At 41.8% G+C, this 24674-nt stretch carries 26 protein-coding genes, 1 tRNA gene and 1 pseudogene; 22 read left to right on the top strand and 6 right to left on the bottom strand.

Annotated elements, in window-relative coordinates:
- Nucleotides 1-2 precede the first annotated feature (2 nt).
- From IM477_RS22415 to IM477_RS22400, 4 genes are all read left to right on the top strand, one after another.
- Nucleotides 3-422 (top strand): XisH family protein, encoded by a 420-nt coding sequence (locus tag IM477_RS22415; protein ID WP_287733539.1) that lies wholly within the window; start codon nt 3-5, stop codon nt 420-422.
- Nucleotides 410-748 (top strand): XisI protein, encoded by a 339-nt coding sequence (locus IM477_RS22410; protein ID WP_002795641.1) that lies wholly within the window; start codon nt 410-412, stop codon nt 746-748. Before IM477_RS22415 ends, IM477_RS22410 begins: the two co-directional genes overlap by 13 nt.
- 354 nt (nt 749-1102) lie before the next feature.
- Nucleotides 1103-1285: a hypothetical protein gene (locus IM477_RS22405; protein WP_002795640.1), complete on the top strand. Its 183-nt coding sequence runs from the start codon at nt 1103-1105 to the stop codon at nt 1283-1285.
- Between the two features lie 58 nt (nt 1286-1343).
- A complete protein-coding gene (locus IM477_RS22400) occupies nt 1344-1616 on the top strand; it encodes a type II toxin-antitoxin system RelE family toxin (RefSeq protein ID WP_287733538.1) in 273 nt (90 codons plus the stop codon).
- A 118-nt stretch (nt 1617-1734) separates the two neighbouring features.
- Here IM477_RS22400 and IM477_RS22395 read toward each other — a convergent pair whose 3' ends face one another.
- Both IM477_RS22395 and IM477_RS22390 read right to left on the bottom strand, forming a co-directional pair.
- A complete protein-coding gene (locus IM477_RS22395) occupies nt 1735-2961 on the bottom strand; it encodes a dicarboxylate/amino acid:cation symporter (RefSeq protein WP_147069097.1) in 1227 nt (408 codons plus the stop codon).
- A 163-nt stretch (nt 2962-3124) separates the two neighbouring features.
- The gene (locus IM477_RS22390) at nt 3125-5158 is read right to left on the bottom strand and encodes an elongation factor G (RefSeq protein WP_287733537.1); all 2034 of its coding nucleotides are present in this window, start codon (nt 5156-5158) and stop codon (nt 3125-3127) included.
- A 562-nt stretch (nt 5159-5720) separates the two neighbouring features.
- Here IM477_RS22390 and ychF point away from each other — a divergent pair.
- From ychF to IM477_RS22375, 3 genes are all read left to right on the top strand, one after another.
- A complete protein-coding gene (gene ychF / locus IM477_RS22385) occupies nt 5721-6812 on the top strand; it encodes a redox-regulated ATPase YchF (RefSeq protein ID WP_002788451.1) in 1092 nt (363 codons plus the stop codon).
- A 404-nt stretch (nt 6813-7216) separates the two neighbouring features.
- Complete coding sequence (locus tag IM477_RS22380) at nt 7217-9250, top strand: N-6 DNA methylase (RefSeq protein ID WP_287733536.1); 2034 nt, start codon at nt 7217-7219, stop codon at nt 9248-9250.
- A gap of 425 nt (nt 9251-9675) precedes the next feature.
- Complete coding sequence (locus tag IM477_RS22375) at nt 9676-9927, top strand: hypothetical protein (RefSeq protein WP_159294062.1); 252 nt, start codon at nt 9676-9678, stop codon at nt 9925-9927.
- Nucleotides 9928-10104: 177 nt separating this feature from the next.
- On the opposite strand, the gene IM477_RS22370 is transcribed toward IM477_RS22375, so the two are convergent.
- The gene (locus tag IM477_RS22370) at nt 10105-11646 is read right to left on the bottom strand and encodes an NAD(P)H-quinone oxidoreductase subunit N (RefSeq protein ID WP_287733535.1); all 1542 of its coding nucleotides are present in this window, start codon (nt 11644-11646) and stop codon (nt 10105-10107) included.
- Nucleotides 11647-12153: 507 nt separating this feature from the next.
- Between IM477_RS22370 and pipX the strand changes: the two genes are divergently transcribed.
- The 5 genes from pipX to IM477_RS22345 all read left to right on the top strand — a co-directional run bounded on the left by pipX (nt 12154) and on the right by IM477_RS22345 (nt 16642).
- Nucleotides 12154-12426, top strand: a complete 273-nt coding sequence (pipX, locus tag IM477_RS22365; protein ID WP_190720471.1) for a transcriptional coactivator PipX — start codon at nt 12154-12156, stop codon at nt 12424-12426.
- Nucleotides 12427-12429: 3 nt separating this feature from the next.
- Nucleotides 12430-13089 (top strand): YggS family pyridoxal phosphate-dependent enzyme, encoded by a 660-nt coding sequence (locus IM477_RS22360; RefSeq protein WP_287733532.1) that lies wholly within the window; start codon nt 12430-12432, stop codon nt 13087-13089.
- 320 nt (nt 13090-13409) lie between these two features.
- Nucleotides 13410-13982, top strand: a complete 573-nt coding sequence (locus tag IM477_RS22355) for a cell division protein SepF (RefSeq protein WP_061432398.1) — start codon at nt 13410-13412, stop codon at nt 13980-13982.
- A 132-nt stretch (nt 13983-14114) separates the two neighbouring features.
- Nucleotides 14115-14927, top strand: a complete 813-nt coding sequence (gene proC / locus IM477_RS22350; RefSeq protein WP_061432399.1) for a pyrroline-5-carboxylate reductase — start codon at nt 14115-14117, stop codon at nt 14925-14927.
- Between the two features lie 194 nt (nt 14928-15121).
- A complete protein-coding gene (locus IM477_RS22345; RefSeq protein WP_287733531.1) occupies nt 15122-16642 on the top strand; it encodes an ArnT family glycosyltransferase in 1521 nt (506 codons plus the stop codon).
- Nucleotides 16643-16661: 19 nt separating this feature from the next.
- On the opposite strand, the gene IM477_RS22340 is transcribed toward IM477_RS22345, so the two are convergent.
- A complete protein-coding gene (locus IM477_RS22340) occupies nt 16662-17198 on the bottom strand; it encodes a metal-binding protein (RefSeq protein WP_061432401.1) in 537 nt (178 codons plus the stop codon).
- Between the two features lie 81 nt (nt 17199-17279).
- Here IM477_RS22340 and IM477_RS22335 point away from each other — a divergent pair.
- The 3 genes from IM477_RS22335 (at nt 17280) to IM477_RS22325 (ending at nt 19473) form a co-directional block, all read left to right on the top strand.
- Nucleotides 17280-17351, top strand: a tRNA-Val gene (locus tag IM477_RS22335).
- Between the two features lie 157 nt (nt 17352-17508).
- Complete coding sequence (locus IM477_RS22330; RefSeq protein WP_287733530.1) at nt 17509-17856, top strand: YkgJ family cysteine cluster protein; 348 nt, start codon at nt 17509-17511, stop codon at nt 17854-17856.
- 192 nt (nt 17857-18048) lie between these two features.
- Nucleotides 18049-19473 carry an AAA-like domain-containing protein gene (locus tag IM477_RS22325; protein WP_287733529.1) on the top strand — a complete coding sequence of 475 codons (1425 nt, stop codon included), beginning with the start codon at nt 18049-18051 and terminating at the stop codon, nt 19471-19473.
- A 111-nt stretch (nt 19474-19584) separates the two neighbouring features.
- Here the strand turns inward: IM477_RS22325 and IM477_RS22320 are convergent, their stop codons facing one another.
- Complete coding sequence (locus IM477_RS22320) at nt 19585-19848, bottom strand: ParE family toxin-like protein (RefSeq protein WP_287733528.1); 264 nt, start codon at nt 19846-19848, stop codon at nt 19585-19587.
- Nucleotides 19845-20075, bottom strand: coding sequence for a hypothetical protein (locus tag IM477_RS22315; RefSeq protein WP_002775250.1), 231 nt, complete (start codon nt 20073-20075; stop codon nt 19845-19847). Before IM477_RS22315 ends, IM477_RS22320 begins: the two co-directional genes overlap by 4 nt.
- A 152-nt stretch (nt 20076-20227) precedes the next feature.
- Between IM477_RS22315 and IM477_RS22310 the strand changes: the two genes are divergently transcribed.
- The 7 genes and pseudogenes from IM477_RS22310 to IM477_RS22280 form a co-directional block, all read left to right on the top strand.
- Complete coding sequence (locus tag IM477_RS22310) at nt 20228-20350, top strand: hypothetical protein (RefSeq protein ID WP_002796307.1); 123 nt, start codon at nt 20228-20230, stop codon at nt 20348-20350.
- Between the two features lie 11 nt (nt 20351-20361).
- Nucleotides 20362-20682: a hemolysin XhlA family protein gene (locus IM477_RS22305; protein ID WP_002780010.1), complete on the top strand. Its 321-nt coding sequence runs from the start codon at nt 20362-20364 to the stop codon at nt 20680-20682.
- A 198-nt stretch (nt 20683-20880) separates the two neighbouring features.
- Nucleotides 20881-22698 carry a serine/threonine-protein kinase gene (locus tag IM477_RS22300; RefSeq protein WP_287733526.1) on the top strand — a complete coding sequence of 606 codons (1818 nt, stop codon included), beginning with the start codon at nt 20881-20883 and terminating at the stop codon, nt 22696-22698.
- Nucleotides 22699-23452: 754 nt separating this feature from the next.
- Entirely contained in the window at nt 23453-23827 is a 375-nt protein-coding gene (locus IM477_RS22295; RefSeq protein ID WP_002734817.1) for a type II toxin-antitoxin system RelE/ParE family toxin, read from the top strand.
- Nucleotides 23824-24129 carry a helix-turn-helix domain-containing protein gene (locus IM477_RS22290; RefSeq protein WP_002732780.1) on the top strand — a complete coding sequence of 102 codons (306 nt, stop codon included), beginning with the start codon at nt 23824-23826 and terminating at the stop codon, nt 24127-24129. The genes IM477_RS22295 and IM477_RS22290 overlap by 4 nt, the downstream gene beginning before the upstream one ends.
- A gap of 56 nt (nt 24130-24185) precedes the next feature.
- A complete protein-coding gene (locus IM477_RS22285) occupies nt 24186-24428 on the top strand; it encodes a hypothetical protein (protein WP_081504649.1) in 243 nt (80 codons plus the stop codon).
- Nucleotides 24415-24534: pseudogene (locus IM477_RS22280) on the top strand (type II toxin-antitoxin system VapC family toxin); the annotation flags it as partial. The gene IM477_RS22285 and the pseudogene IM477_RS22280, both read left to right, overlap by 14 nt.
- Between the last annotated feature and the right edge of the window lie 140 nt (nt 24535-24674).

Below are 24674 nucleotides of genomic sequence, written 5' to 3'. Positions count from 1 at the left end.
AAATGCCTGCCAAAGATATTTTCCATGATTGTGTAAAACACGCCCTAATCAAAGACGGCTGGACAATTACCCATGACCCCCTACGGATTCGTTTAGCAAGAGGCAAAAACCTATTTGTTGATTTGGGAGCAGAAAGACTATTAGCCGCAGAAAAAGGAACAGAAAAAATAGCCATTGAAATTAAGAGCTTTACTCGTCCCTCTGATATGAAAGACCTCCAAGAAGCAGTTGGTCAATTTGTCGTTTATACCCATCTTTTAAGGCGTTATTATCCCGAATATAAACTATTTTTGGCTGTTAGCGAAAACACCTGCAAAACAGTATTTGAAGAAGAAGCAGGTCAAACCTTAATTGAAGATGGTATTATTCAGTTATTTAGTTTTGATCCCAACCAGGAGGTAATTGTACGATGGCTTCCTTAATTGCCCAATATCGGCAAATTATTGCAAAAACATTCCAAGATTATGCCGACTTCCTCGACACCGATCGCCAAATCCAAATCGAATTAGTCCTAGATCAAACCCGCGATCGCTATTTATTGGTTGAAACAGGTTGGCAAAATGGTTATCGAATCTACGGAACCCTATTACATATTGATATTATTGATCAAAAAATTTGGATTCAACACGACGGAACTGAGGATGGTATTGCCGATGAATTAGTAGCCGCAGGAATCCCTCAAAACCAGATTATTTTAGCCTTTAAATCCCCTGAAATTAGACCCTATACAGGCTTTGCTGTCGCTTAACGTTCAAATATGATGGACAATTCTCAAGACCGCAATCGCGCTCTCAACTACTGCCAACAAGCCCTTAAATTCCCCCAGGAGCTAGGCATTCCCCTAATGAAAGACGGAGAGGAACTCCTCGTAAAAATTCAGGTTACATTAGAAGGAAATTAGAAACCCTTGATCAGCTAAGTAGGGAGGCACAATTATTTGTAGGATGGGTTAGCGGTAGCGTAACCCATGCAGGCGTTGGGTTTCATGCTTCAACCCAACCTACGTTCATCTTATATTTAATTCCACCCACCCACTTATACCAACCATGAAAATTAAAGCAATTCTCAAAATTTAACTTTTTATCCAAATAGGAGAAATTTCATGAGTACCACCATCAATCTTAAAATTACGTTTGAATCTCTAACCGAAGCCATTAAATCCCTTGACTTAACGCAAAAACAACAATTATTAGAAATACTAGAACAACAAATTTTTCAAGCAGAAGAGGCTTCCTATCAAGACGATGAGGAAACCCCTAGCAGAACTTCAGCAAGTTCGGGATGAATATCAATTAGGCGACTATGTGACCCTTGAACAATACTTGAGCAAGGATTAAATCATAATGGGTTATAGTATTCAAATCTCTAAATCTGTACAAAAACAGATTGATAACTTACCTAATCCCATCAAAAGTCGTATTCTTGAAAAAATTAAGGGTTTGGAAATAGAACCCTGTCCTTCTGGCATTGTTAAATTAAAAAATTCTGAACAGGAACACCGTCTCCGTATCAGTGATTATCGAGTGCGTTATCAAATTGGGTTCTTCGTTACTTGGTATGGTTTGATCGGGTGGCATAAATCGACTAAATCCTTATCTGGCAAGAGACTTAATTGATTAGCTCGTTCTAGATCGAAAACAATTGGCAAAAATCGAAGCAATGTCTTTATATATAAGGGTTTCATCCCTTATAACCCCCCTCCATTGCATAACAAAAACCGAAGAACCGGTGAGGCTAGTTTTTTGATTCTAGGGATTTTTCCTTGTCTCCTAATTCCCAGTAATTGAGCAGGATGGCATTAACTATATTACCGATCACATTTAATACGGTTTTAAAGCCATCGGTCAACCGATCGACCCCCGCTACTAAAGCCACTCCCTCTAATGGTAAACCCGCTGCCGATAATACGGTAGTCATGGTAATTAATGCGCTGCCCGGAACCCCTGGGGTACTAAAAGAAACCAATAAACCACTCAATGCGATCGCTAATAACAAAGAGGGACTTAAAGGAACTCCGTACACCTGAGCGATAAAAAGAGCATTAAATCCCTGTAAAATTGCCGAACCATCGCGTTTTAGTACCGTTCCCAAGGGAATAGCGAAACTGGCGATATCTTCGGGTAAACCGTATTCTTGAATTTCCCGCAAAACCACGGGTAAAGCGGCGTTAGAACTAGCAGTACCGAAAGCTAAGGATAAAGATTCCGATAAAGAGCTAAAAAAGCGTCGAGGTTCTCCTTTGAGGGCAAAAAGGAGCAAAACATACACCCCAATCATCAAGGCGCTGGCCAAAAACAGACCAAAAACATAGAAAAAAAGTCTCGCCACTAATTCTAATCCCTGGGTGGCGATAACCGAAGCAATCAGAGCAAATACCCCCACAGGTGCTAGATAAAGAATCACCGATAGGATTCTCTCGCTGATTAGATAAAGACTGTCTATCAACAGAATAAAAGGTTTTGCCCCCTCTTTAGCCAGTCCGATGCCGATACTAAATAAAACTCCCGTCACGATTACCTGTAAAAGATTGCCCCCGGTAAGAGCTTCTAGGGGATTAACCGGGATTAAGCTAATCAGCCAATCTCTCAAGGATACCGGTGTATTGGTGGTCATGGCGGCATTAGTGGCAAATCCCTCTAAACCTATCCCCGGTTTTAATAACAACGCCGTCGCCATGCCGATTAACAGAGCAAGTGTACTGGTTAGCAGATAGCCAGTCATCAATCTGAGTAAATATCTACCGATCCGCGCCGCATTCTGTACCCGGGTTAATCCTAAAATAAGGGAAGAAAAAACGATCGGCACCACCACAAATTGAATTAAGCGCAGAAAAACCTGTCCCACCGGCGCGAGAATATAGTCATCTAAAGGTAGGATTAGCGCAGGAAAAAAACCATTCAGCAGCGCACCGAAAACAATTCCCGCACCCAGGGCGACTAAGATCAGGGTAGATAAATTCATGAGGTTAAGTTGAGAATTCCGAGACTAATTTTGGGGCAGTATAGCACTAGGCTAATCTCATCGAACCCTTCTGTCATTTTTTGCCACAAAAGGGAGAGATGAGCCAATAAAAGCCCATCTCTCGGTAATTTATCGCTCTACTTTAGTGACAGCCAAGAAGACCTTACTTGTTACCATTACCCTGCATAGCTAAAACCGCATCGCGCAGTTTATCCGGCACTTCTTGCAGGTGATCCTCATCCCACTGGAAGAAACCGACACCCATAGTCAAAGAACGCAATTCAACGATAAAATCGTGCATTTCCGCTTGGGGTAGATAGGCCGTTACCTGATCCCAACCTTTCCACTCCGCAGAAGCTTCAAAACCCTGAATTTGACCGCGTTTACCACTGATTAACTGTAAAACCTTGGCAGTGTATTCTGAGGGAGCGAGAACCGTCACCGATAGAATGGGTTCTAATAAGACCGGATGACATTTAGGCAGTCCCTCCGTCATCGCTAGACGGGCCGCTTGTTTAAAAGCTTGTTCGGAACTATCGACACTGTGATAGGAACCATCGGTGAGGGTGACATCAATATCCACCACGGGGAAACCCAAAGGACCATGACCGAGATATTCCCGCACTCCCGTTTCCACCCCGGGGATATACTGTTTGGGGACGACACCACCGACAATGGTTTCATGGAAGTGGAAACCTTCCCCCCGGGCCAGGGGTTTAATATCGAGATACACATCACCAAAAGCACCGTGACCGCCGGTTTGGTGTTTATAACGTCCGTGGGATTTGGTACTGGTTTTGATCGTTTCCTTGTAGGGAACTTGGGGTAAATGGGTGGTCATCGGTAGATTATACTTGCGCGCTAGGCGATCGAGGGCCACTTGCAGATGAATTTCTCCCTGTCCCCAAAGAATCACTTCTTTAGTATCACCGTGTTGTTCCCAGTAGAGGGAAGGATCTTCTTCGATCAGTTTCGTCAAAGCTGAACTTAATTTCACTTCATCCTTGCGATTTGCGGCGGCAATAGCGAGAGCAAAGACGGGTTTAAGCTGTAATCCTTTGGGAAGAGCGGGTTTTTGACTGCCGCTGCTAACCACATCTCCGGTGGCGATTCCTTCCAAACGACCGAGAGCGACAATTTCCCCCGCTTGGGCCTGCTGTAGGGGTTGTTGTTGTTGTCCCGTGAGACGATAGATACCACCAATCCGCACACCGTTCAAGGCCATGCCATCGTTAAGGGTTCCCTGCCAGATTCGCGCTAGGGACAGGCGACCGCCCTGGGGAGTAAAATAGGTTTTGAGGATTTGTACCACTGCATCTCCATCCGCACTGGGATCGAGACCGCGACGGTTGGCAGTAATTGTCGGGGCCGGTGTTTCTTCCACTAAAGCGGTGAGGAGATGACGCACACCATAGTCCCGTTCCGCCATACCGAAGAACACAGGTACTATCTGATCGGCTCCCAGTTCTTGTTTTAAGTCTTGGAGAATTTCTTCCCGGGAGGGGTTAATATCTTCGAGGAGTTCTTCTAAAAGATGATCATCAAATTCGGCGATCGTTTCTAGCATTTCTTGTCGAGCAATCTGTTCTTCTTCCTTGAGGTGGTCGGGTAAAGCTACAGGATCGGCGGGACTGTTAGCATGGTAATGATAAGCCTGTTCGTTGATTAAATCGATGAATCCGATAATTTCGTTGTTCTGACGGATAGGATATTGCTGGGGAACGAGGGGACGACTAGAAACGGATTTGAGAGCTTGTAGGACTTCGTTAAAGTGACTATTACAGCGATCCATCTTGTTGATGAAGATTAGATGCGGAATTTCCCAATCATCAAGGAATTTTAGCAAGGGAGCCAGGGTGAGAACTCGATCGACCACCGGTTCACAAACGATAATAGCAGCACCGGCCCCGACGAGGGCATTATAGGTTTCACTGGCAAATTCGATCGAACCGGGGCAATCGAGAAAGGTAAAATTTAGGTCTTGGTATTGACTATGGGCAACGGAAACTTCTACACTCATCTGTCGATCCCGCGCTTGCGTGGAACTATCAGCGACGGTATTGCGATCGCTAATTTTACCTTTTCTGGTGATGGCTCCTGTGACGAAAAGTAAACTTTCCAGTAAGGAGGTTTTTCCACTGGAGTAGGGGCCGACAAGGGCCACATTACGGGTGTTTGCTCCGATACTTTGATTCATACAGATACCCCCAAGAATGATTTAGTGATTAGTTGCGGCGATTGGGCGATATTTACACTCGATCGCCCTAGGAAATATACTGTCATAGCACTGAAAATTACTCTCAGGACGTAGTTAGAAGCGAAAGGCCTGTCTTGCCATAATTTTGCCCAGTGCTACAGGTGTATTCTTTCTTACTCTTCACCCTAACTCAGTCTCAAGCATCACATCCCATTCTCGCAATCTCTTGTAAAGTCTCGCCTACTTTTAGTTAAGGAACTTGAATAAATGTTAACTAGGGTTTGCTAAATAAGTTTTTCGTGGGTGTGGGGTGTGGGGTGTGGGGTGTGGGGAAATGGGGAAATGGGGAAATGGGGAAATGGGGAGAATAAATAAAAATAATCTCCTGTCTCCTGAATCGGAGTCTCCTGAATCGGAGTCTCCTACCTCCAGGAAAAATTTTTTCAGCAAATGTTAACTAAGCTGTTGACTATCGAGAGTCTTTCGCATCAACCGGACTCACAAAAACGAGATGCAGCCTGATATAGTGAGAGGTCGGGATGATGTTTATCAAGCAATTTTTATGTTAAAAGCTGGAATCGTGGGACTGCCAAATGTGGGTAAATCGACCCTATTTAACGCTCTGGTGGCTAATGCCAAGGCCGAGGCCGCTAATTTCCCCTTTTGTACCATTGAACCGAATGTGGGTGTGGTATCCGTCCCCGATGAACGTCTGGAGGTTTTGGCTAAAATCTCTAATTCTGAGAAAATCGTGCCGACGCGGATCGAATTTGTCGATATTGCCGGATTAGTTAAGGGTGCGAGTCGCGGGGAAGGATTGGGTAATCAATTTTTGGCTAATATCCGGGAAGTGGACGCGATCGTTCATGTGGTGCGCTGTTTTGATAATGATGATATTATTCATGTTTCCGGTTCCGTGGATCCGGCCCGGGATATCGAGGTGATTAATCTAGAGTTAGCTCTAGCGGATTTGGGACAGGTGGAGAAGCGGGTGGAACGTTTACGCAAACAGGCGAAAAATAGCAAGGAAGCCGCCGAAGAATTGGCTATCCTTGAAAAAATCCTAATTTGTCTTAATGACGGTATTTCGGCGCGAAAAGTGGATTTAAGCAAAGAGGAAGAAGAATTAATTAAAAATCTCGGTTTATTGAGTCGTAAACCGATTATTTATGCCGCTAATGTGAGCGAAGATGATCTGGCCACGGGTAATGATTGGGTAGAAAGTGTCCGTCAAATTGCCCAACAGGAACAGGCAAAAGTTGTGATCGTTTCTGCTCAAGTAGAATCGGAATTAGTGGAATTGTCGGAGGAAGAAAGAAAAGATTTTCTCGGTTCTTTAGGAGTAGAAGAAGGGGGATTAAAATCTTTAATTAAAGCTACCTACGAGTTATTAGGACTGCGTACCTATCTCACCACCGGTCCCCAAGAAACCCGCGCATGGACGATTATTTCTGGGATGAAAGCACCCCAAGCAGCCGGAGTTATTCACTCGGATTTTGAACGGGGTTTTATTCGTGCGGAAACCGTGTCTTATCAGGATTTAGTTAATAGTGGCACAATGAGCGCGGCCAAAGAAAAAGGTTTAGTCAGAAGTGAAGGCAAGGAATACATTGTTCAAGAAGGTGATGTCTTACTATTCCGTTTTAATGTATAGCTAAAAATAAATCAGGTGAGCGCCGCCACCTGATCAAAAGGCTGAATAAGTGCCATTGTCAATAGCTGTAGGGCTAATTCATGAATTAGCCCTACAATTGGCGCTAATTCTGGAATTAGCCCTACAATAGGCTTTGTCAAACTGAAAGATGCTGCGAATTTTTGTCATAAACAATCTCTCAGCTTTTTTTACTCACTTTGGTTAACATTAAACTGAATTTTTTATCTCTTGACATCCTCTAATTTATATTCTATAATTAGGTACAAGGCCAAGTTCTTGTTTAATCAAGATGGCGATGTTCTCTGTTCACTAAAAGACTGGTTTGGTAGGAATGCAGTCGAGGCTAAAAATATTCTATCTATTCAACAACCCGCAAGGGGAAACGGTCAAATCAAGCGCAGTAAATGAAAGAGCAAGGATTGTTATTTTCCGAAGATAGCCTGTTACCTGAAAAACTCCCGCAAATTCAGGAATTACGACCTTCTAACAATCTTTCCGCAGTTTTTGAAGAGTGCCATAATTATATTTACGCCAACGAAGGAATGCTCAAAGACAAGATTTTTCACGAGATGGTTAAACTAATCATCATCAAACTTCATGATGAAAAATCTGCCAAGCAATCTGTAAATTTTGGCGTTACAGCAAGTGAATATAAAGCCATCGTAGCAAATAAGTCCGATGAATTTATGTCGCGTCTTAGTCAATTATTTACCTCCATCAAGAATCATTATCGGGGATTTTTCACCGATGACACATTCAAGTTAAAACCTTTGACTCTTGCTTATATTGTAGGCAGGTTACAGTACATTAATTTAACTAAAACATCTGGCGATATAAAAGGTGAAGCCTTCCAGACTTTTGTAAATAGACACCAGCGTGGAGATAGGGGAGAATTTTTTACGCCTCATCCAATTGTCCGTCTTGCGGTTGAAATGATAGACCCCAAACCAAACGAAAAAATTATAGATCCTGCTTGCGGAAGTGGTGGTTTTTTAATTCAAGCAATCAACCATGTTCGACAAAATAATCCAGAGTTCAATATAGCAAGTTTTGTGCAAGAAAGTATTACAGGAATTGAATTTAATCCCGATGTCGCCCTTTCGGGAATGATTCGTTTAGTTTTTGAAGGTGGCACAGGTTCAGAAATTATCTGCACTAATGCGCTTATCGAAGATGAAAAATTAAATAATTCCTTTGATGTTATCTTGACCAATCCTCCTTTCGGAAATAAAGGCAAAGTAGAAGACCAGAAAATTCTTAAATCATATCTTCTTGCCCGGAAATGGCATAAATCAGCGTCCAATGGTTGGGAAGTTTCCCCAACCGTTTTAGCGGGTCAGTCGCCCGATATTTTATTTATTGAGAAATCTATAAAATTATTGCGGGCAGGTGGGCGCATGGCGATTATTCTGCCCGATGGTTTATTACAAAATATCTCTAATGGACCGATTCGGCATTGGTTGCGCTCCCAAACAAAAATATTAGGTGTTGTTTCCATACCGCCGGAAGCCTTTGTACCCTACGGCACAGGAATCAAGACATCACTTTTAGTAGTTCAAAAATTACCAGCAAACAATGATTCTTGTTTTATGGCACAAATCAAAAAAATAGGCTATGACGTTAAAGGACAAACAATATATAAGCGCAACGAGTCGGGAGTTATAGCCCGAACAAAATCAGGTTTGCCAATAGTTGACGATGATATAGATGATATTTCTCAATCTTTTAGGTCATTTATCAATGGCGAATTTGCACAAAACAGCGATTGTATTTATACAGTTAAGAATACCCTGCTCAATTCGAGACTGGATGCCGAACATTATTTACCCAATGACCAAAAATTATTAGAACATCTAAAATCTATTGGTGCGAAACCTTTAGGTGAAATTGCCGATATTTTGAGAGCTGCGGCTGATTTTCGTTTAGCTAGGGACAGTGAAATTAGATATATCGCTATTTCCGATGTTGATTACCGTACAATGCAAGTTGTTTCCCAACAAATAATCAAGGCACATGAAGCCCCATCTCGCGCAACTTATAGATTGTACAAAGGCGATATTATTACAGCAATTTCAGGAGCAAGTACGGGAACACCACGCCAAGCAACAGCCCTAATCACGGAAGATGAAGACGGAGCAATTTGCTCAAATGGATTTTCAGTATTAAGAAATATTCAGGGAGTCGAGCCTTTGTTTTTATTAGTATATATGCGAACAGACTTTTTTTTGCGTCAGATTAAAAGGTACATGACAGGTCATGCTATTCCTACTATTTTAGTAGATGATTTCTCTAAAGTTTTAGTGCCTATTCCACCCAAATCTGAACAGCAGAGAATCGCAAAAAGTATGGCTGAAATTCAAGCAATTAGAAAAGAAGCGTTAAAAGCAAGTGAGAATGTTGTTAACCAAATGAGTCTTTTACTTGGCCAATTTGAGTAAAGCAAAAAGCAGGTTAAGCTTAGAAAAAGTCTTAATACTAAATCCGGTTATTAAAAACTGATTATTTATTCACCCTTTTGTCTGTCCTGATATGTAGCCTATACTCAACGGATTTAGTATGAGTCGCTAGTCGAGGAGAAAAATGTAAAGATTTATTAAATTGTAACTTTTGATACAATCGTGCTTCAAAACCTTGCGTCTTCATCGGCCCGCGTCCTGTAGGGGCGAAGCATTCGAGCAATAACCTATCGGTGAAACCGTAGATTTTCTATCCGAATGCTTCGCCCGTACTTTTTCAGCAAGCCCTATTCATTGATTTTTTTGATCCAATGGCAACTTTTACATCAATAGGGTCAAATTCAATGAGTATGGTGATTTTGTGCTACAATAGAGGTCTGTTAAAAGTAAAAAAACCATCAATTACCATGAATAGCAAGACAGAAATCACTATTCAAGTTCCTTTAGAAATTGCTAGATATTACGCTAAAATTAAACCCAATGACCGAGCAAACATAGAAAACAAATTAACTGAAACTATTCAATTAGAATTAGAAAAATATCGTCAAAAAGCAGCGGCGAGATTATCAACAATTATGGATCAAGCTAGTGATGAAGCAGAAGCTAACGGATTAACTCCAGATATTTTAGCCTCTATTTTAGAACAAATTGAGAGTTAATCACATTACTAAAAACGGATTAGCTGTAGGGCTAATTCATGAATTAGCCCTACAATAGGCGTTGTCAAATTGAAAGATGCTCCGAATCAGCCCAGAACTGAAATTACTTTGATAGCAAGGATTGCATGGCATCTTTCCTATTCTGATCTGACAACGCCGATAAATCAACAGAGATTCTCAATTCGCTCGGGAAATGTGCGTCGCCAGGGCCGCCGATTGTAGGATGGGGGTAGTGGTGACGGAATCCGTCGCTAGGGTAAAGAGAGGATTGGAGAGGATACCGGCCAGGGAAGTCGCCACTAGGGAGAGGACAATACCCACCTGTAGGGGACGCATCCCGGTAAGGGTCCAATTGATAACGGGGTAATTTTTCACCGCATCGGACATCTCTTGGGGTTCCTTAACTACCATCATTTTGACCACACGGATATAGTAGTAAATCGAGGCCACACTGGTGACTAAACCAACGAGGACGAGGGCATAAAGTCCCGCTTGCCAACCAGCCCAGAATAGATAAATCTTACCAAAGAAGCCCGCTAGAGGCGGAATTCCCCCCAAAGAGAGCAGACAGATGCTTAAACAGAGGGTTAGGAGCGGATCTTTCTGGTAGAGTCCCGAATATTCAGCGATCTGATCGGTTCCCGTTCTCAGAGCAAAGAGAATCACACAGGCAAAAGCCCCTAGGTTCATGAACAGGTAAATTAACAGATAGAAAATCATGCTAGAGTAACCCGCGTCAGTACCGGCGGTTAAACCAATCATGACAAAACCCGCCTGACCGATCGAGGAATAGGCTAACATCCGTTTCATGCTAGTTTGGGCCAAGGCGACCACGTTGCCGAGGATCATGCTCAAAATTGCTAGAGCGATAAAGATAAACCGCCATTGTTCGCTCACTAGACCGAAAACCGTCACTAATAGGCGAATTGCTAGGGCAAAACCGGCCGCTTTGGAACCCACCGAGAGGAAAGCCACCACGGGAGTGGGTGAACCTTCGTACACATCAGGAGTCCACTGGTGAAAGGGAACCGCCGAAATTTTGAAGGCGATACCGGCAATTACAAACACTAATGCGATCGCTAAGGCCAGGGACTGACCACCGTTAACAGCGGTTAATTTTTGGGCAATGGCACTTAAACTGGTTTCACCTCCGGATAAACCGTAGAGAAGGGAAACACCATAGAGGAAAATCGCCGAACTAGAAGCTCCAATTAACAGGTATTTTAAGGCGGCCTCGTTCGATCGAGGATCCCGCTTCATGTAACCGGTCATTAGATAGGAGGAAATACTGAGCATTTCTAGGGAGATGAAGATCATCACCAATTCACTAGCGCCAGATAGGAACATTCCCCCGAGGGTTGCGGTGAGCATAATGGCCAAGAATTCCGCTAGGGAGGTTCCCGCTTGTTCCACATAACGGATAGACATCAGCACTGTGGAGGCGGTAGAAAGGGCAATAATCCCCCTAAAGACGATACTGAGATTATCCCCCTCAAAAGCCCCTAAAAAGGCCAATGGTTTCGGATTGTCCCAGGCAAAATAGAGAGCAGCCACAGCAGCGAGCAGACCAGCGATCGCAACGTAGGGCAGCCAACTTCTGGCACTTCGTCCCACGATTAAATCGCCGATTAAAATCACCATCAGGGTAATAATCAGGATTCCTTCGGGCCAGATAACGCCAGCGTTTAGCTGACTGGCAACAAGACTAGAAAAATCCATATTGATTGAGGTTAAAGGAATTTGAAGTTAAAAAAGGCTTAATACAAGCTTAGGGCATTTCATCAGTGATTCAGTGATCAGTTATCAGTTATCAGTGATCAGGTGTGAGTTTTCAGTTCACCGATCGCAGCTATCGGGTCAAAATATCTAAAAACCCAGATAAATTTGACATAATCTTAGCTTTTATGGGTAGTATAGTTATCTATTGTCTTTTTACTCCTCCTGTCTCCTCGTCTCCCCAGCTAAGGGAAAATCTTTGATTTTTGCAGCAGAGCTAATTTCTGATGGTGACAACTTGTCACCGAGATGTATCCAAGTTAACAGGGAAAAAGTGAAAACTCAGGAAATCATGACATAGACTGGCATCGTTAGTTGTCATTGAAGGATTCTGGTAAGATCAGGCTAGGGAAACCCCCGAAAAATCAGTTGTTTGTGAGCCATCCGCTTGATTTTGTTGTTGAAAAATTTTCTAGTTCGCTCAATCCTTTTCCTTTAGCGATCGCTTGAATGAGTAACGAAACCTATCTCAATCATCCCACTTTCGGTCTATTGTACAGAGTGTGTCTATTAGAAGAACATCAGGAATTATTTACCACTCTTTATGCCCAACGTCTTTTTTTTCTGGTGACGGTGGAAGCCAAAAAAGTCTCGTTCGCTCCGATTAGTCGCTCCGATGCTCGTCTTTTGGTGGAAAACCGGCTGCGGAATTGGCGACGGCGCGGTAATGTGCAAGAATTTAACAGTCTCAACCAAATTTATCAACAAACCTTTTCAGTCTAGTTCATGACGATCGCTAGTCGTATCGAGTCAATCCGTCTTACCCTACCCCCCTCCACGCGCCTGATTGCCGTCAGTAAACAGGTATCGAGCGATTATATCCGTCAAGCTTACCAGGCAGGAGTGAGAGATTTTGCTGAAAGTAAGCTACAGGAAGCAATCTCGAAGCAGCAAGAACTAAAAGACCTCCCAGATATTTATTGGCACTTTATCGGGCATCTACAGGCAAATAAAGCCCGCAAAGTCCTAGAATCTTTTGATTTAATCCATTCCCTCGATAGTTTAAAATTAGCCCAAAGACTCGATCGCCTAGCGGCGGAATTAGAGATTAATCCCCAAGTTTTGCTACAGGTGAAAGTTATCCCCGATCCCGACAAGTTCGGTTGGGACAAGGACGAACTCCTAGCAGATATTCCCGCTTTAGTCAACTGTCAACAGCTAAAAATTCAGGGTTTGATGACAATTCTGCCCCAGGGATTATCGGCTGGGGAAAAGTTAGCCGCCTTTGAAAAAACCGGGGATTTAGCCCAAATAATCGAGAATAGTTCTAGTTTATGCCTGCCTCATCTATCCATGGGGATGTCTAACGATTATCCTCTGGCTATCAAGGCCGGAGCCACTTTGATCCGGGTGGGAACTGGCATCTTCGGCGATCGTATTTACTGAACCATCTCCGTAAATTTACAGAAAAAAACCCTAGAAATTTTAATAATCGGTGACAATATATCTTAAGATTACAGCGTTCAGTCTAGAAACCGGTGGTTAGAAATGAGGAATTGACTTTTTCCCAATCCCTGAAAACTATCCCCTGATAACTGATAACTGAAAAGAGGGAACTAACCGCTGCCTCCAGACGACTAGAATGACGAACCCTGAACAAAATAGTTCTCCTGTACCAAGTGAGAGCAAAAGTTGTTAAAGGCCACTAAAATAACCCCGACTCTAGCCAAGACCACCTAAAAAATCTTTTGAAGGACACTTCGACTGTGAACAACATTTTTACCAAACTCAAAGATTTTGTCGGCATCTCCGAACAACCAGAAGACGAAGACGAAACCGACTACGAAGAAATGAACTGGGAAAAGTCCTCCCCCCAAGATAGGGATCAAAACGAAGAAGAAGATCCCCTCAATCGTCGTCAACGCGAACCTTTAAATCTCAGTACAGCCACATCTATGGGACTCAACAGAAGCAACGTGATCGGTATGCCAGGTATTAACAACAATAATGCAGAAGTAGTCGTGATCGAGCCCCATTCCTTCGAGGAAATGCCCCAAGTTATCCAAACCCTGAGAGAACGCAAATCGGTGGTTTTAAACCTCAACGTCATGGATCCCGAAGAAGCACAAAGAGCCGTGGATTTTGTCGCCGGTGGCACTTACGCGATTGATGGTCATCAAGAACGCATCGGTGAGAGTATTTTCCTATTTACCCCCAGCTGCGTTAAAGTTAGCACCCTTTCCGGAACTATTCACGATATCACCGACAACCCGAAAATGGCTCGTCCCGTTTCCCCCGCAGCTGCTTGGGGAGCCGAAAGCAGTCGATTAGCTCAATGAATCCTCCCATAGTCCTCTCGTTAAGTTTGTCGAAGCTAAAAATCGATCGATTCTCGAGAGGATGCGTTTTTTTGGGGGTAAGACCTCTAAATCTGCCTTTTTTTCTGTTTACTTTTTACTTTAAATAATACTGTGTCTATTCGTTTAGGAATTATTGGCGGTGGAGTGATGGCCGAGGCCATTCTCAGCCGTTTATTAAAAAAAAATATTTATAGTCCCGAAACGGTGTTAGTCAGTGAACCCCAATCCCAACGGCGCAACTTTTGGGTTAATACCTACGGAGTACAAGTCAGTGAGGATAACCGGGAAGCCGCTAGAGCAACTGAGGTGTTAATCTTAGCGATAAAACCGCAAATTTTAGAGCAAGTAGTGAATAGTTTGCTGGGAATACCCGAAAAACCCTTGATTATCTCGATTTTAGCAGGAGTTACCCTCAATCGCTTAGAAATGGGCTTTCCCGATCGCCCTGTGATCCGGACGATGCCTAATACCCCCGCCACGGTGGGACAAGGGGTTACAGCGATCGCACCCGGTCGTCATGCGGAACCGGAACATCTGGCCGTAGCCAGAGATATTTTTGCTGCGGTCGGTACGGTGGTGGAAGTTCCCGAAGCTTTGATGGACGCGGTAACGGGATTATCGGGATCGGGCCCGGCATTTGTGGCCTTGATGGTGGAAGCTTTAAGCGATGGTGGTGTGGCGGCCGGATTACCGCGAGCGATCGCGTCTCAATTGGCCCTAGAAACAGTTTTGGGGACGGCAACCCTATTAAAAGAATCGGCCATACATCCGGGTGAATTAAAGGATCGCGTCACTAGCCCCGGGGGAACGACGATTGCCGGGGTGAGACAATTAGAAAAAGGCTCTTTTCGATCGACTATTATCGAGGCAGTGGTGGCGGCCTATCATAGATCTAAAGATTTAGGGCGTAGTTCTGAAAAGTAATCTTTGTATCTTTTTTAACCCATAACGGAGGCAGGGGGCAGGAGGCAGGGGGCAGGAGGCCGTTTTTGTAACGGGGATTTATGCCCCGCTCCAAAAACTTTTCGCCTTAAGGCGAGGTTTTAGACCCGATTTTTTCGATAACTGATGTCTCAATCTGTGATAAGATACGCAGCAATTCTTGTCCAGAAAAAGTTATGAATAAGAAATCTTATCGTTTTGATTTAATGGCATTAATTGCCATTGCTGTTTTTTTTCTGGGGATTGTTTTCTGGAAAGTCCCGCTTCATTATCCCTATATCCTTAATTTTGATGAAGCGGTGGCCATGGTACTTGCCTACGTCACTAAACAAGGTTATCGTCTCTACGAACAAGTTTGGCACGATCATTTATCGGGTTTATCTCTTTTACTAAATGGTTGGTTAAGCGTGACAGGATTTACTATCCATGCGGCGCGCATTATGGTGCTTTCTTTGTCCACAATTATGTTAGGAATTTTTTATCTAATTCTGAGAGTTAATTGCGGAATATTAGCCTCTTGTTTATCGGTATTCATTCTCTCAACCTGTCTAGTTTATATTACCCTGTCAACGACAATGTTGCGGGAATTACCCTCACTTTTTTTTACAATTTTAAGTATTTGTATCATCTTTAAAGCCGTTCAATCCACGGGTAAGCTTAAGTATGGGCTGTATTTACTCAGTGCCATTGCTTTCGTTTTTTCCCTGCAAATTAAACTTTCAGGCATTACTATTATCCCAACTGTAGCTTTAATTATTTTTCTTAATCAACAGAATAGTTTTATTAAAAGAATCATTGATATTGTTATTTGGTCAGTCACTGTTGTTTTAGTCTTTGTCTTGGGTTCCCTGACTATTTTTCCTTTTTCCTACGAAAATATTATTAAATCTCATGTCAGTGTTGCCGCTAGTTTCGGTGAAGAAAATCTCACCTTATGGACTCTCTTGCAAAGCGCCCTACAACACGAACCAATTTATCTGATCGTCACAGCGATCGCTATTATAGCGATGGTTTTTACTCGCAATATAATACCACTTTTACCGCCCTTGATCTGGTTGGGTTCTAATCTGTTCAGATTTGCCACAGTCGCCCCAATTTGGCCCTATTATTATATCCATTTAATTATTCCCGCCGTTTGGATAATTGCCTTGTTTGTCGAACAGTTAAAAATTACTGATAGCCTCGGAGAATTTAGGCAAAATCGCCAAATAACTTGGGTATTAATGCTTAAAATGCTGATTTTTATTCCCCTGTCTGGTCAATTTCTCTTTAATACCTTGAGAATAATCACCAATCGTGATCCGGCAATTAATGCCTACGTTCAATTTAATAAAAGGTATAAACCTCTTTTAGCAGAAGCTGTGTTTGAAAAATTTAAAAACTCCGATAAACTTCTGTTAACCGACAATCCTCACTACATATATCAATATTTCTTGAAAACACCCCCAGAAACTGCTGTCATCACCAGAAAGAGATTTATCAATCAGAATCTTGATGGGGATTTTATCCTAGAAGTCATCGAAAAAAGACAGCCCGATTTGGTTTTTCTCTATCGATTTGAAAAGGAATTTCTGCAATCACCAAAACTCAGGGATTATTTAGAGAAAAATTATATCCAGTTTCCCGATCAGCAAGAAAAAGGAACTCTCTTTATCAGTCCGAAAACTTGGCAAGAATATCAAAGTAAGGCTAATTAGAAATTGTGGACGGGGACTATTAACGTTTTTTCTTTTTTACCGGTTTTTGAGCCACTTTTCGAGAACGTTTATAGGCCGATCCGATCCAATCACTACAACTATGACTCATCGCCCCTAATTCTAAACCCAGGAAAATAGCGATCGCTACCCGGGGATACTGTTGCCATAATGCGATCGCTTGCTGCGGCCACAGTCGCCAATCCCAGTCTATACCCCAGAAACTTTGCAGGATCGGAATGATGACGATCGCCGCTAGTAAAAGAAAACTACCGAAGTAAAATAACCGAAAAATTGTGCCGATCAATAAACCGTGGGATAACCAACCGCGATGACGGATCATGGAACGGTAGGGTAGCCACAACCAGCGCAGATAACCCCAACGTTTGTATTGTACCGAGTGGATGTCAAGATCTGGTCCAAACAGAAATCCGCTAAACAAATAACTGGCCAACAGTAACAGGGTTAATTTACCACTGCCACTGACCAAAAAACTCGCCCCCGCAATCGGTGGCAACAGAATTAGGGTAATGCGATCGTGAGTTCGACCAGAGGGCATCGGAAAAAAATTAACTCGCTCAAAAAAATAATATACTTTTTTGAAAATATATGTTATACTGAGAAAGTACGAAATTGATTCGGGCGTTTAGCTCAGTGGTAGAGCGCCTGCCTTACAAGCAGGATGCCGTAAGTTCGACCCTTACAACGCCCATTTTTCTCAATCCTGGCCTCGTCAAGCTTTCACTCCCGATCGCCGGTTTAGATTAAAACTATTGAGGGTAATTGCTGCTGGAAGGCAAAATTGGGACTATTTGCTAGTAAGCTAGTCAGTAGGTACTAGGATTAATTCATCGTGGCACACCGGTTATATGGCCAATTGGAAATGTATTAAAAATTGTGGAGCTTGTTGTCAACTAAATCCCGATGAGCGTCCTGACTTAGAAGAATATCTGACTCCCGCACAATTAAGTCAATATCTCAGCATGGTGGGGGAAGAAGGTTGGTGTATACACTTTGATCGCCAAACCCGTCTCTGTACCATTTATGACCAGAGACCAGAATTTTGTCGTGTTCAACCCGATATTTTTGCCAAAATGTATCAAATTGAACCGAGAGAATTTGAGCAATTTGCGATCGATTGCTGTCATCAACACATTGAGGATCTTTATGGGGAAGATAGCCTAGAAATGAATAGCTATCGTCAGCAAGTAGGCTAAGATTTATCCCTATCCCAGAAATAACTCAGACGGGGAAGAAAATAAGTGGTCTGGTTATTGTCCCGATCCTCTCCATCGCTAAACCAGTAAAATTACGGAATTGATTGTTTCCCTGTTGAGGAGAAGTCTATAGGAAACTCAAAACCTCTAGTAGAGGTGCAGAGTTTGAGTTCAGGACAGGGAAAAACTATCATGGAAAAACCAGAAAAACAGCGCCGCAGACGCGGGGTTGTCCTTACCCCCACGGGACTAGAAAAATTACTTACTGCCAAACAAGAAGCGGAATATCGGGATAATCGCGGTCATCGTTTCACCCTAGAAGTCCTCAGCGAGAAAACTCTTTTAGGGGTAGATACTCTGATGAAAGTATTTGCTTGTGAATCGGGAGTGGATAAACAAACCCTGAAACATTGTTTTCAAGCTTTTAATTTAACTTTAGAAAATAGCGATTATTATCGTCCTAACCTACCAGAAACTAATAGTATTAATCCTCAACTATTGCCTGAGTTACCAGAGGGACAAGTCCCCCTCGATTCCCCCTTTTATATTAACAGAAACAATCTAGAACAGACTTGTTATCAAGAGATCTTGCGCGGGGGTAGTCTGATCCGGATTAACGCGGCCAGAAAAATGGGAAAAACTTCCCTGATGACTAGAATTATTAATTATGCACAACAACAGCAATACCATACACTTTATTTCAGTTTTCGGTTAGCAGAAAGCTCAATTTTTCAAGATTTAAATCACTGGCTGCGTTGGCTTTGCGTTAGTATTAGTCGCCAGTTAGATTTAGACAATCATCTCCCACAGGATTGGGATGAATTCTTAGGGGGTAAAATTAACTGTAAAATCTATCTAGAAAAGCATATTCTCTCCCATCTCGATCGCCCTTTAGTGATTGCCTTTGATGATCTTGAATATCTTTTATCCTATCCACAGCTAAGGGAAGAATTTTTTAGTATTCTGCACCTCTGGCACGAGGAAGGCAAAAACAAACCCCTCTGGCAAAAATTACGTTTAATTGTTGCCTATTCCCCTGCACAGGAGCTTGATAAAAACTCAGATACCTATCAATCTCCTTTTAGTCTTGGTTTACCGATCGAATTGCCTAATTTTACCAGCACACAAGTACGAGAATTAAGCCAAAGACAGGGATTAGATCAGAATTTTGACTGCGAAAAATTACGGATATTTCTAGGGGGGAATCCCTATTTAACTCGTCTTGCTTGCTATCATCTTGCTGGGGGTAATTGTACCCTAGAAAGCATTTTAGCTACTTCGATCGACGAGGAAAATAATATTTTTGCAGATCATCTTAAACGTTTACTTTGGCATCTACAATACTTAAAAGGCAATTTGTCGGCTATCTTTGCTAAGGTGGTGATGGCGGAAAAAGACATAGAAATTGATTTAATGGCAGCTTTTCACCTAGAAAGTCTCGGACTGATTCACCGACAAGGTAAGTTTTGCCGAGTGAGTTGTCCTCTCTACCGTCAATATTTTGGCGAATATTTCCGGCAACGTTCTGTTTTTTTGCCTCAAAAAACTCCTATCCTCGCCAAAAAAATTACGCTTGCTCGCTTTGATACTTCCGAAAAAAGTCGCTATGCCATCTAGTTTATCGAATGTCATTATGAGGGAGTGATGCTAAATACTGTTTAAAAAGTATAGGAGAGTGGCAAGGGGGTTTTTAAAGTTCGAGTGGAATAGGCTTGTAGTTCCTCTGTTTTACGAATAAAACTTTTCGTACTCATCATGATCGCCAATCCAAAACCAGGTCACTGTATCCCCTGACAGCACTCCCAAAGCTCGATGACTCTTCGTTACACGCACTGACCAAATATCTTCGTCGCTGTCAATACACTTAAAATGTAACGATGTATGAAACGGATTCTCTACCCATAACCGATATGCTTTCCTGGCTCCGGCTTTGACTGCTGGTTTCAAGTCGCGATACTTCTGCCAAAATGAAGGCAATGTTGCGGAATTCATAGCTGCTCATAATCCATCGGTGCGGACAATCCTGCCGCAATCTCTTCTTTGGCTTTTCGGGCTGCTGCGACTAGATTATTCTTCGTCTGTTTAAACGACTGATCCCATCGTTTTTCTTCTTCAATTTCTGCAATATAAGCTCGAACATACTCTACTAACTGCTCTTGAAGCTCATCAGGCAGAGACTCAACCATCTTGATGATCGTGGTAATAGCAGGAGAGGGCATGGTATCTATCAGCGCATTAGGTTTTCTCTATTCTACAACGTCCACCGCAAACCCAAAATGATATGATCTTTGTTTCCTCTGTGTCTGGAGTGGTTTTTATTAATGAGCCTTGCTCAAAACCAAACAATTCATAATTGAAGAGCGAGGTATTTATGGGTAAAGAAGAAGAACTACTTGAACAATGGCGAGAACTGACACCAGAAAAGCAACAAAAAGTTTTACAATTTGTTCAAACCCTGAAATCTAAGTCAGAAACAACAGCACCAATTAATTAGGAGTCTAACCCATGAGCGGCCTCACCATCGAAACCGATTTAGGAAAAATCCTAGACCAGATTAATCAGAATCTTAAAGAGACCAATCAGAAGCTAGACGCGCTCCAGAAAGATGTCACAGAGATCAAGATTGTTCAAGTCAGATTCGAGGCCGAAGTCAAGGGAGACCTCAAGGCATTACAGGGAGAATTCAACACCTTACAAGGTGATTTAAAAGAGATTAAAGGCTCCCAGAAAGCCCAAATTTGGGCATTAATCACCATCTTGGCAACAGCAGTTATCGGAACTGTCATCCGCTTTGTCATCACTGTTCCCCCTGTTAGCAACCCCTAACTTCCACTGCCGGGGAACAGGCTTCTAGTTCCTGTTTGATATTCAGGTAGAATTAATGATAGAATTGGTGCGTTACGGCGGATTGTTAATTTTGGTTTTTTGACGGGATTTGTAACCGCTTAAGGGAGCCTACACATCTTCTCTCAATGAGATCATCAATTTTTTTTAGGTACTTAATCAAATTCCTCCAGATGATTTATGAGTATCCTCTACTGTCTCAATCCCGAATGTTCCCATCCTCAAAATCCGACTCATTATAGCTATTGTCAAGGATGTGGCGGAAATTTAAGCCAAACTAGCCAATCATATTCTTTTCATAGCCGTTATCTCATTGTCGGAGTATTAGGGGAAGGTGCATTCGGTAGAACTTATCAAGCTAAGGACTTGAATTTTAAGGAAAAACCCCGGGTTATTAAAAAATTTATTGCTCAAATGCAGGGAGCTGCTCTGGAGAAGTCTAAGGAGTTATTTCAAAGAGAAGCGGAAAAATTAGACGAATTAAAACACGAACAAATTCCCACCGTTTATGATTATTTCTCTCAGGGGAACTCCCTCTATTTAGTGCAGGAGTTTATTGAAGGAGAAACCCTGCTTCAAGAGTATCAAAGAGAAGGAAGATTTAGTGAACAGAAAATTCAGAAAATATTACAGCAATTATTACCAGTCCTTGCCTATCTCCATTCTAAAGGATTGATCCATCGTGACATCAAACCCGATAACCTGATGCGTCGTCGGAGTGACGGTAAATTGATGTTAATTGATTTTGGGGGAATTAAAGAGCAAACCTCCCAAATGGGGACGGGTTTATATACTCCGGGTTATGCTGCTTATGAACATATCATGGGCAGTGCAGTCGCCGCTAGTGATTTATATAGTTTAGCCGCTACCTGTGTCCGTTTATTAACAGGATGTTTCCCCCAAAGTAACAGTAATTTGCCTGATTCGGTCTATGATGTGAATCAGCGGCGATGGTTATGGCAATCCGTATTAAAATCGCAAAAAAGATCAATTAGTGATTTTTGGGCGAATATCTTGAACAAAATGTTAGAAGATAAGTCTAGTCAGCGCTATCAATCAGCTTCAGAAGTTCTGACAGTGTTGAATAATCCTCCTTCAAGTAGAACTGTAGTACAACCTCCCCCCGTTTCACCTCCTCCTCAGATAAAAATTAAGAATCCATCAGGAATAACTAGACGTAAATGGCTATATAACGGCATTGGGATGATTGTATTGGTGGGGGTGATCACATTAGTAATTTACAGTATGGGCAATTATAATTTAGGAGATAATCAAGGGGCGATTGCAGATCAAAATCAAGCGATAAAACTCAATTCTGATGATGCTGTAGCCTACTATAATAATGGAGTTGATAAGTATAATTTAGGAGATAATCAAGGGGCTATCAAGGACTTTAATCAAGCAATTCAAATCAATCCTGACTATGCTAATGCCTACTATGATCGCGGAAGTGCTAAGTCTAATTTAGGAGATAAACTAGGAGCGATTGCAGACTACAATCAAGCGATTAAACTCAATCCTGATGATGCTGATGCCTACATTTCTCGCGGACTTGCTAAGTATAATTTAGGAGATAATCAAGGGGCGATTGCGGACTACAATCAAGCGATTAAACTTAAACCTGACTATGCTAATACCTACTTTTGGCGCGGAGTTGCTAAGTCTCAATTAGGAGACAAACAAGGAGCGATCAAGGACTACAATCAAGCAATTCAAATCAATCCTGATGATGCTGATTTCTACAATAATCGCGGATGGGCTAAGTATAATTTAGGAGATAAACAAGGGGCGATTGCGGACTACAATCAAGCGATAAAACTCAATTCCGACTTTGCTGTTCCCTACTATAATCGCGGTTTAATATACAAAGAATTAAATGACAATGAAAAGGCAATTAAGGATTTTCGCCAAGCGGCAAAACTTCATCGACAACAAAATAATCAAACCTGGTATCAAAACTCTCTCGATAGACTAAAAGAATTAGGTGTTTCCAATTAAATTCTTGTAAGTAGTTAACACCGTTAAGTAGCTTGTAGGGTGTGTTAGGCGCGTATTTAAAGGAAATTTGTTAATAATTAAACTATGATCGCGCCGTAACGCACCATCTTAAGAAAATTGGTGCGTTACGCTATCACTAACGCACCCTACAAGAGCCGCTGGTCGATTTTTTTTGAAAAAATTGAGGTAGCTTGTAGGGTGTGTTAGGCGCGTATTTAAAGGAAATTTGTTAATAATTAAACTATGATCGCGCCGTAACGCACCATCTTAAGAAAGAAAATTGGTGCGTTACGCTATCACTGTAGCTTGTAGGGTGTGTTAGGCGCGTATCCAAAGGAGATTTGTTAATAATTAAACTATGATCGCGCCGTAACGCACCATCTTAAGAAAATTGGTGCGTTACGCTATCACTAACGCACCCGACAAGATACGCTACTGTTTCCTCTGTGTCTGGAGTGGTTTTTATTATGATTATTTAACTGCTATCGAATATCCCCCCGTAGCAATCTCTCCCTAGTAACAGGTTTCTAGTTCCTGTTTGATATCCAGGTAGAATGAATGATATAATTGGTGCGTGGGGTGTGGTTCTTTCGTGCAAAAGCTTTTCACCTGTAGAATATAACAATCTCAGGTCTTTTGTCAAGTCTAATTTTAGGGGGTTTGCTCACGGAAACATCAGCTTTTGGGGAACTCGATACTTGACACTATTTAATTTATCATTTGTTAGAAAACTCACATATATAAAAGCTTTAATATGCCAAAAATACAACTTATTTTTTACCAAGATGAAAGAGGTAATATACCAATTATAGAATGGCTTGATAGTCTTCCTGGCAAAGCTCAAAACAAATGCTTTATCAAATTACAAAGACTGGCAGAACTAGGATATGAATTACGCAGACCAGAAGCAGACTTTTTGCGGGACAAAATTTATGAATTGAGAGTTAATTTTAAAGGAATAAATTATAGAATTCTTTATTTCTTTTATAAAAACAAAGCTGTGGTCATTTCTCATGGTATAATTAAAGAAAAAGAAGTTCTACCACTGGAAATCGAGCAAGCAATTAAAAACAAAGCTAAATTTGAAAAAAATCCCGAATTACACACCTATTTTCAGGAGTTGATATGAATACACACCAAACGACAGCCGATGGCTTACAAATTCTTTACCAACGTTATTATGCGAATAATCCAGAACGTCAATTAGAATTAGAAAAGGCTCGTATTGATGACGAAGTAGCCAGAAAAATATTTAAGATTAAGGAAACACATCATCTTTCAACAAAAGCTTTAGCAGAATTAATTAATACTGATGAATCTATTATTGAAGCCTTAGAAAATGCTGACTATGAAGGAAACTCTTTTTTGTTGCTAAATCTCATCGCTACAGCCCTAAAAATAAAGGTTAAATTTGAATTAGTTTCAGCCTAATTGTTTCAGTAATTTGCTACAATGAGAATAAGCTGTCGCGCATTTAAACAATGACAATGATAAACCTAGAAACAATTGAAGAAGATATTGCGTCCCTTCCCCCCGACGCACAACAGACTATTCTTGAACTTGTAGATATTCTCAAAAAACGATATTCTCCCAACCCACAGGAAATGAAAGAGCAGCGAACAGAAGATTGGTCTGACTTTATCGGTTGTATAGAGGCTGAACCAGACCTTTCGCAAAACTATAAAACCTATTTAACAAGTGAACTTAAGCAAAAATATGATCATTGTTGATACTGGTTTCTGGCTGGCCCTTGCTAATAAAAACGACTCACTTCACCCATTAGCAAAAAAACAATTCCAAAAATTAATCAATCAACAATTTATTACAACCTGGTGCGGGAGCATCTCACTTGTGCAATGAGTATTAATGCTTATAGCAGTCAAAAACTAGAAAATCTTGAACCTGATCACAAAGAGAAATGAGATTATAATAGTTATAACTTACGATTCAGAATATATCTCGATGGGAGGAACAGT

The sequence above is a fragment of the Microcystis sp. M090S1 genome, assembly GCF_020246295.1.
GTDB lineage: Bacteria > Cyanobacteriota > Cyanobacteriia > Cyanobacteriales > Microcystaceae > Microcystis > Microcystis aeruginosa.
This window is presented reverse-complemented; position numbering and strand designations above follow the sequence as displayed.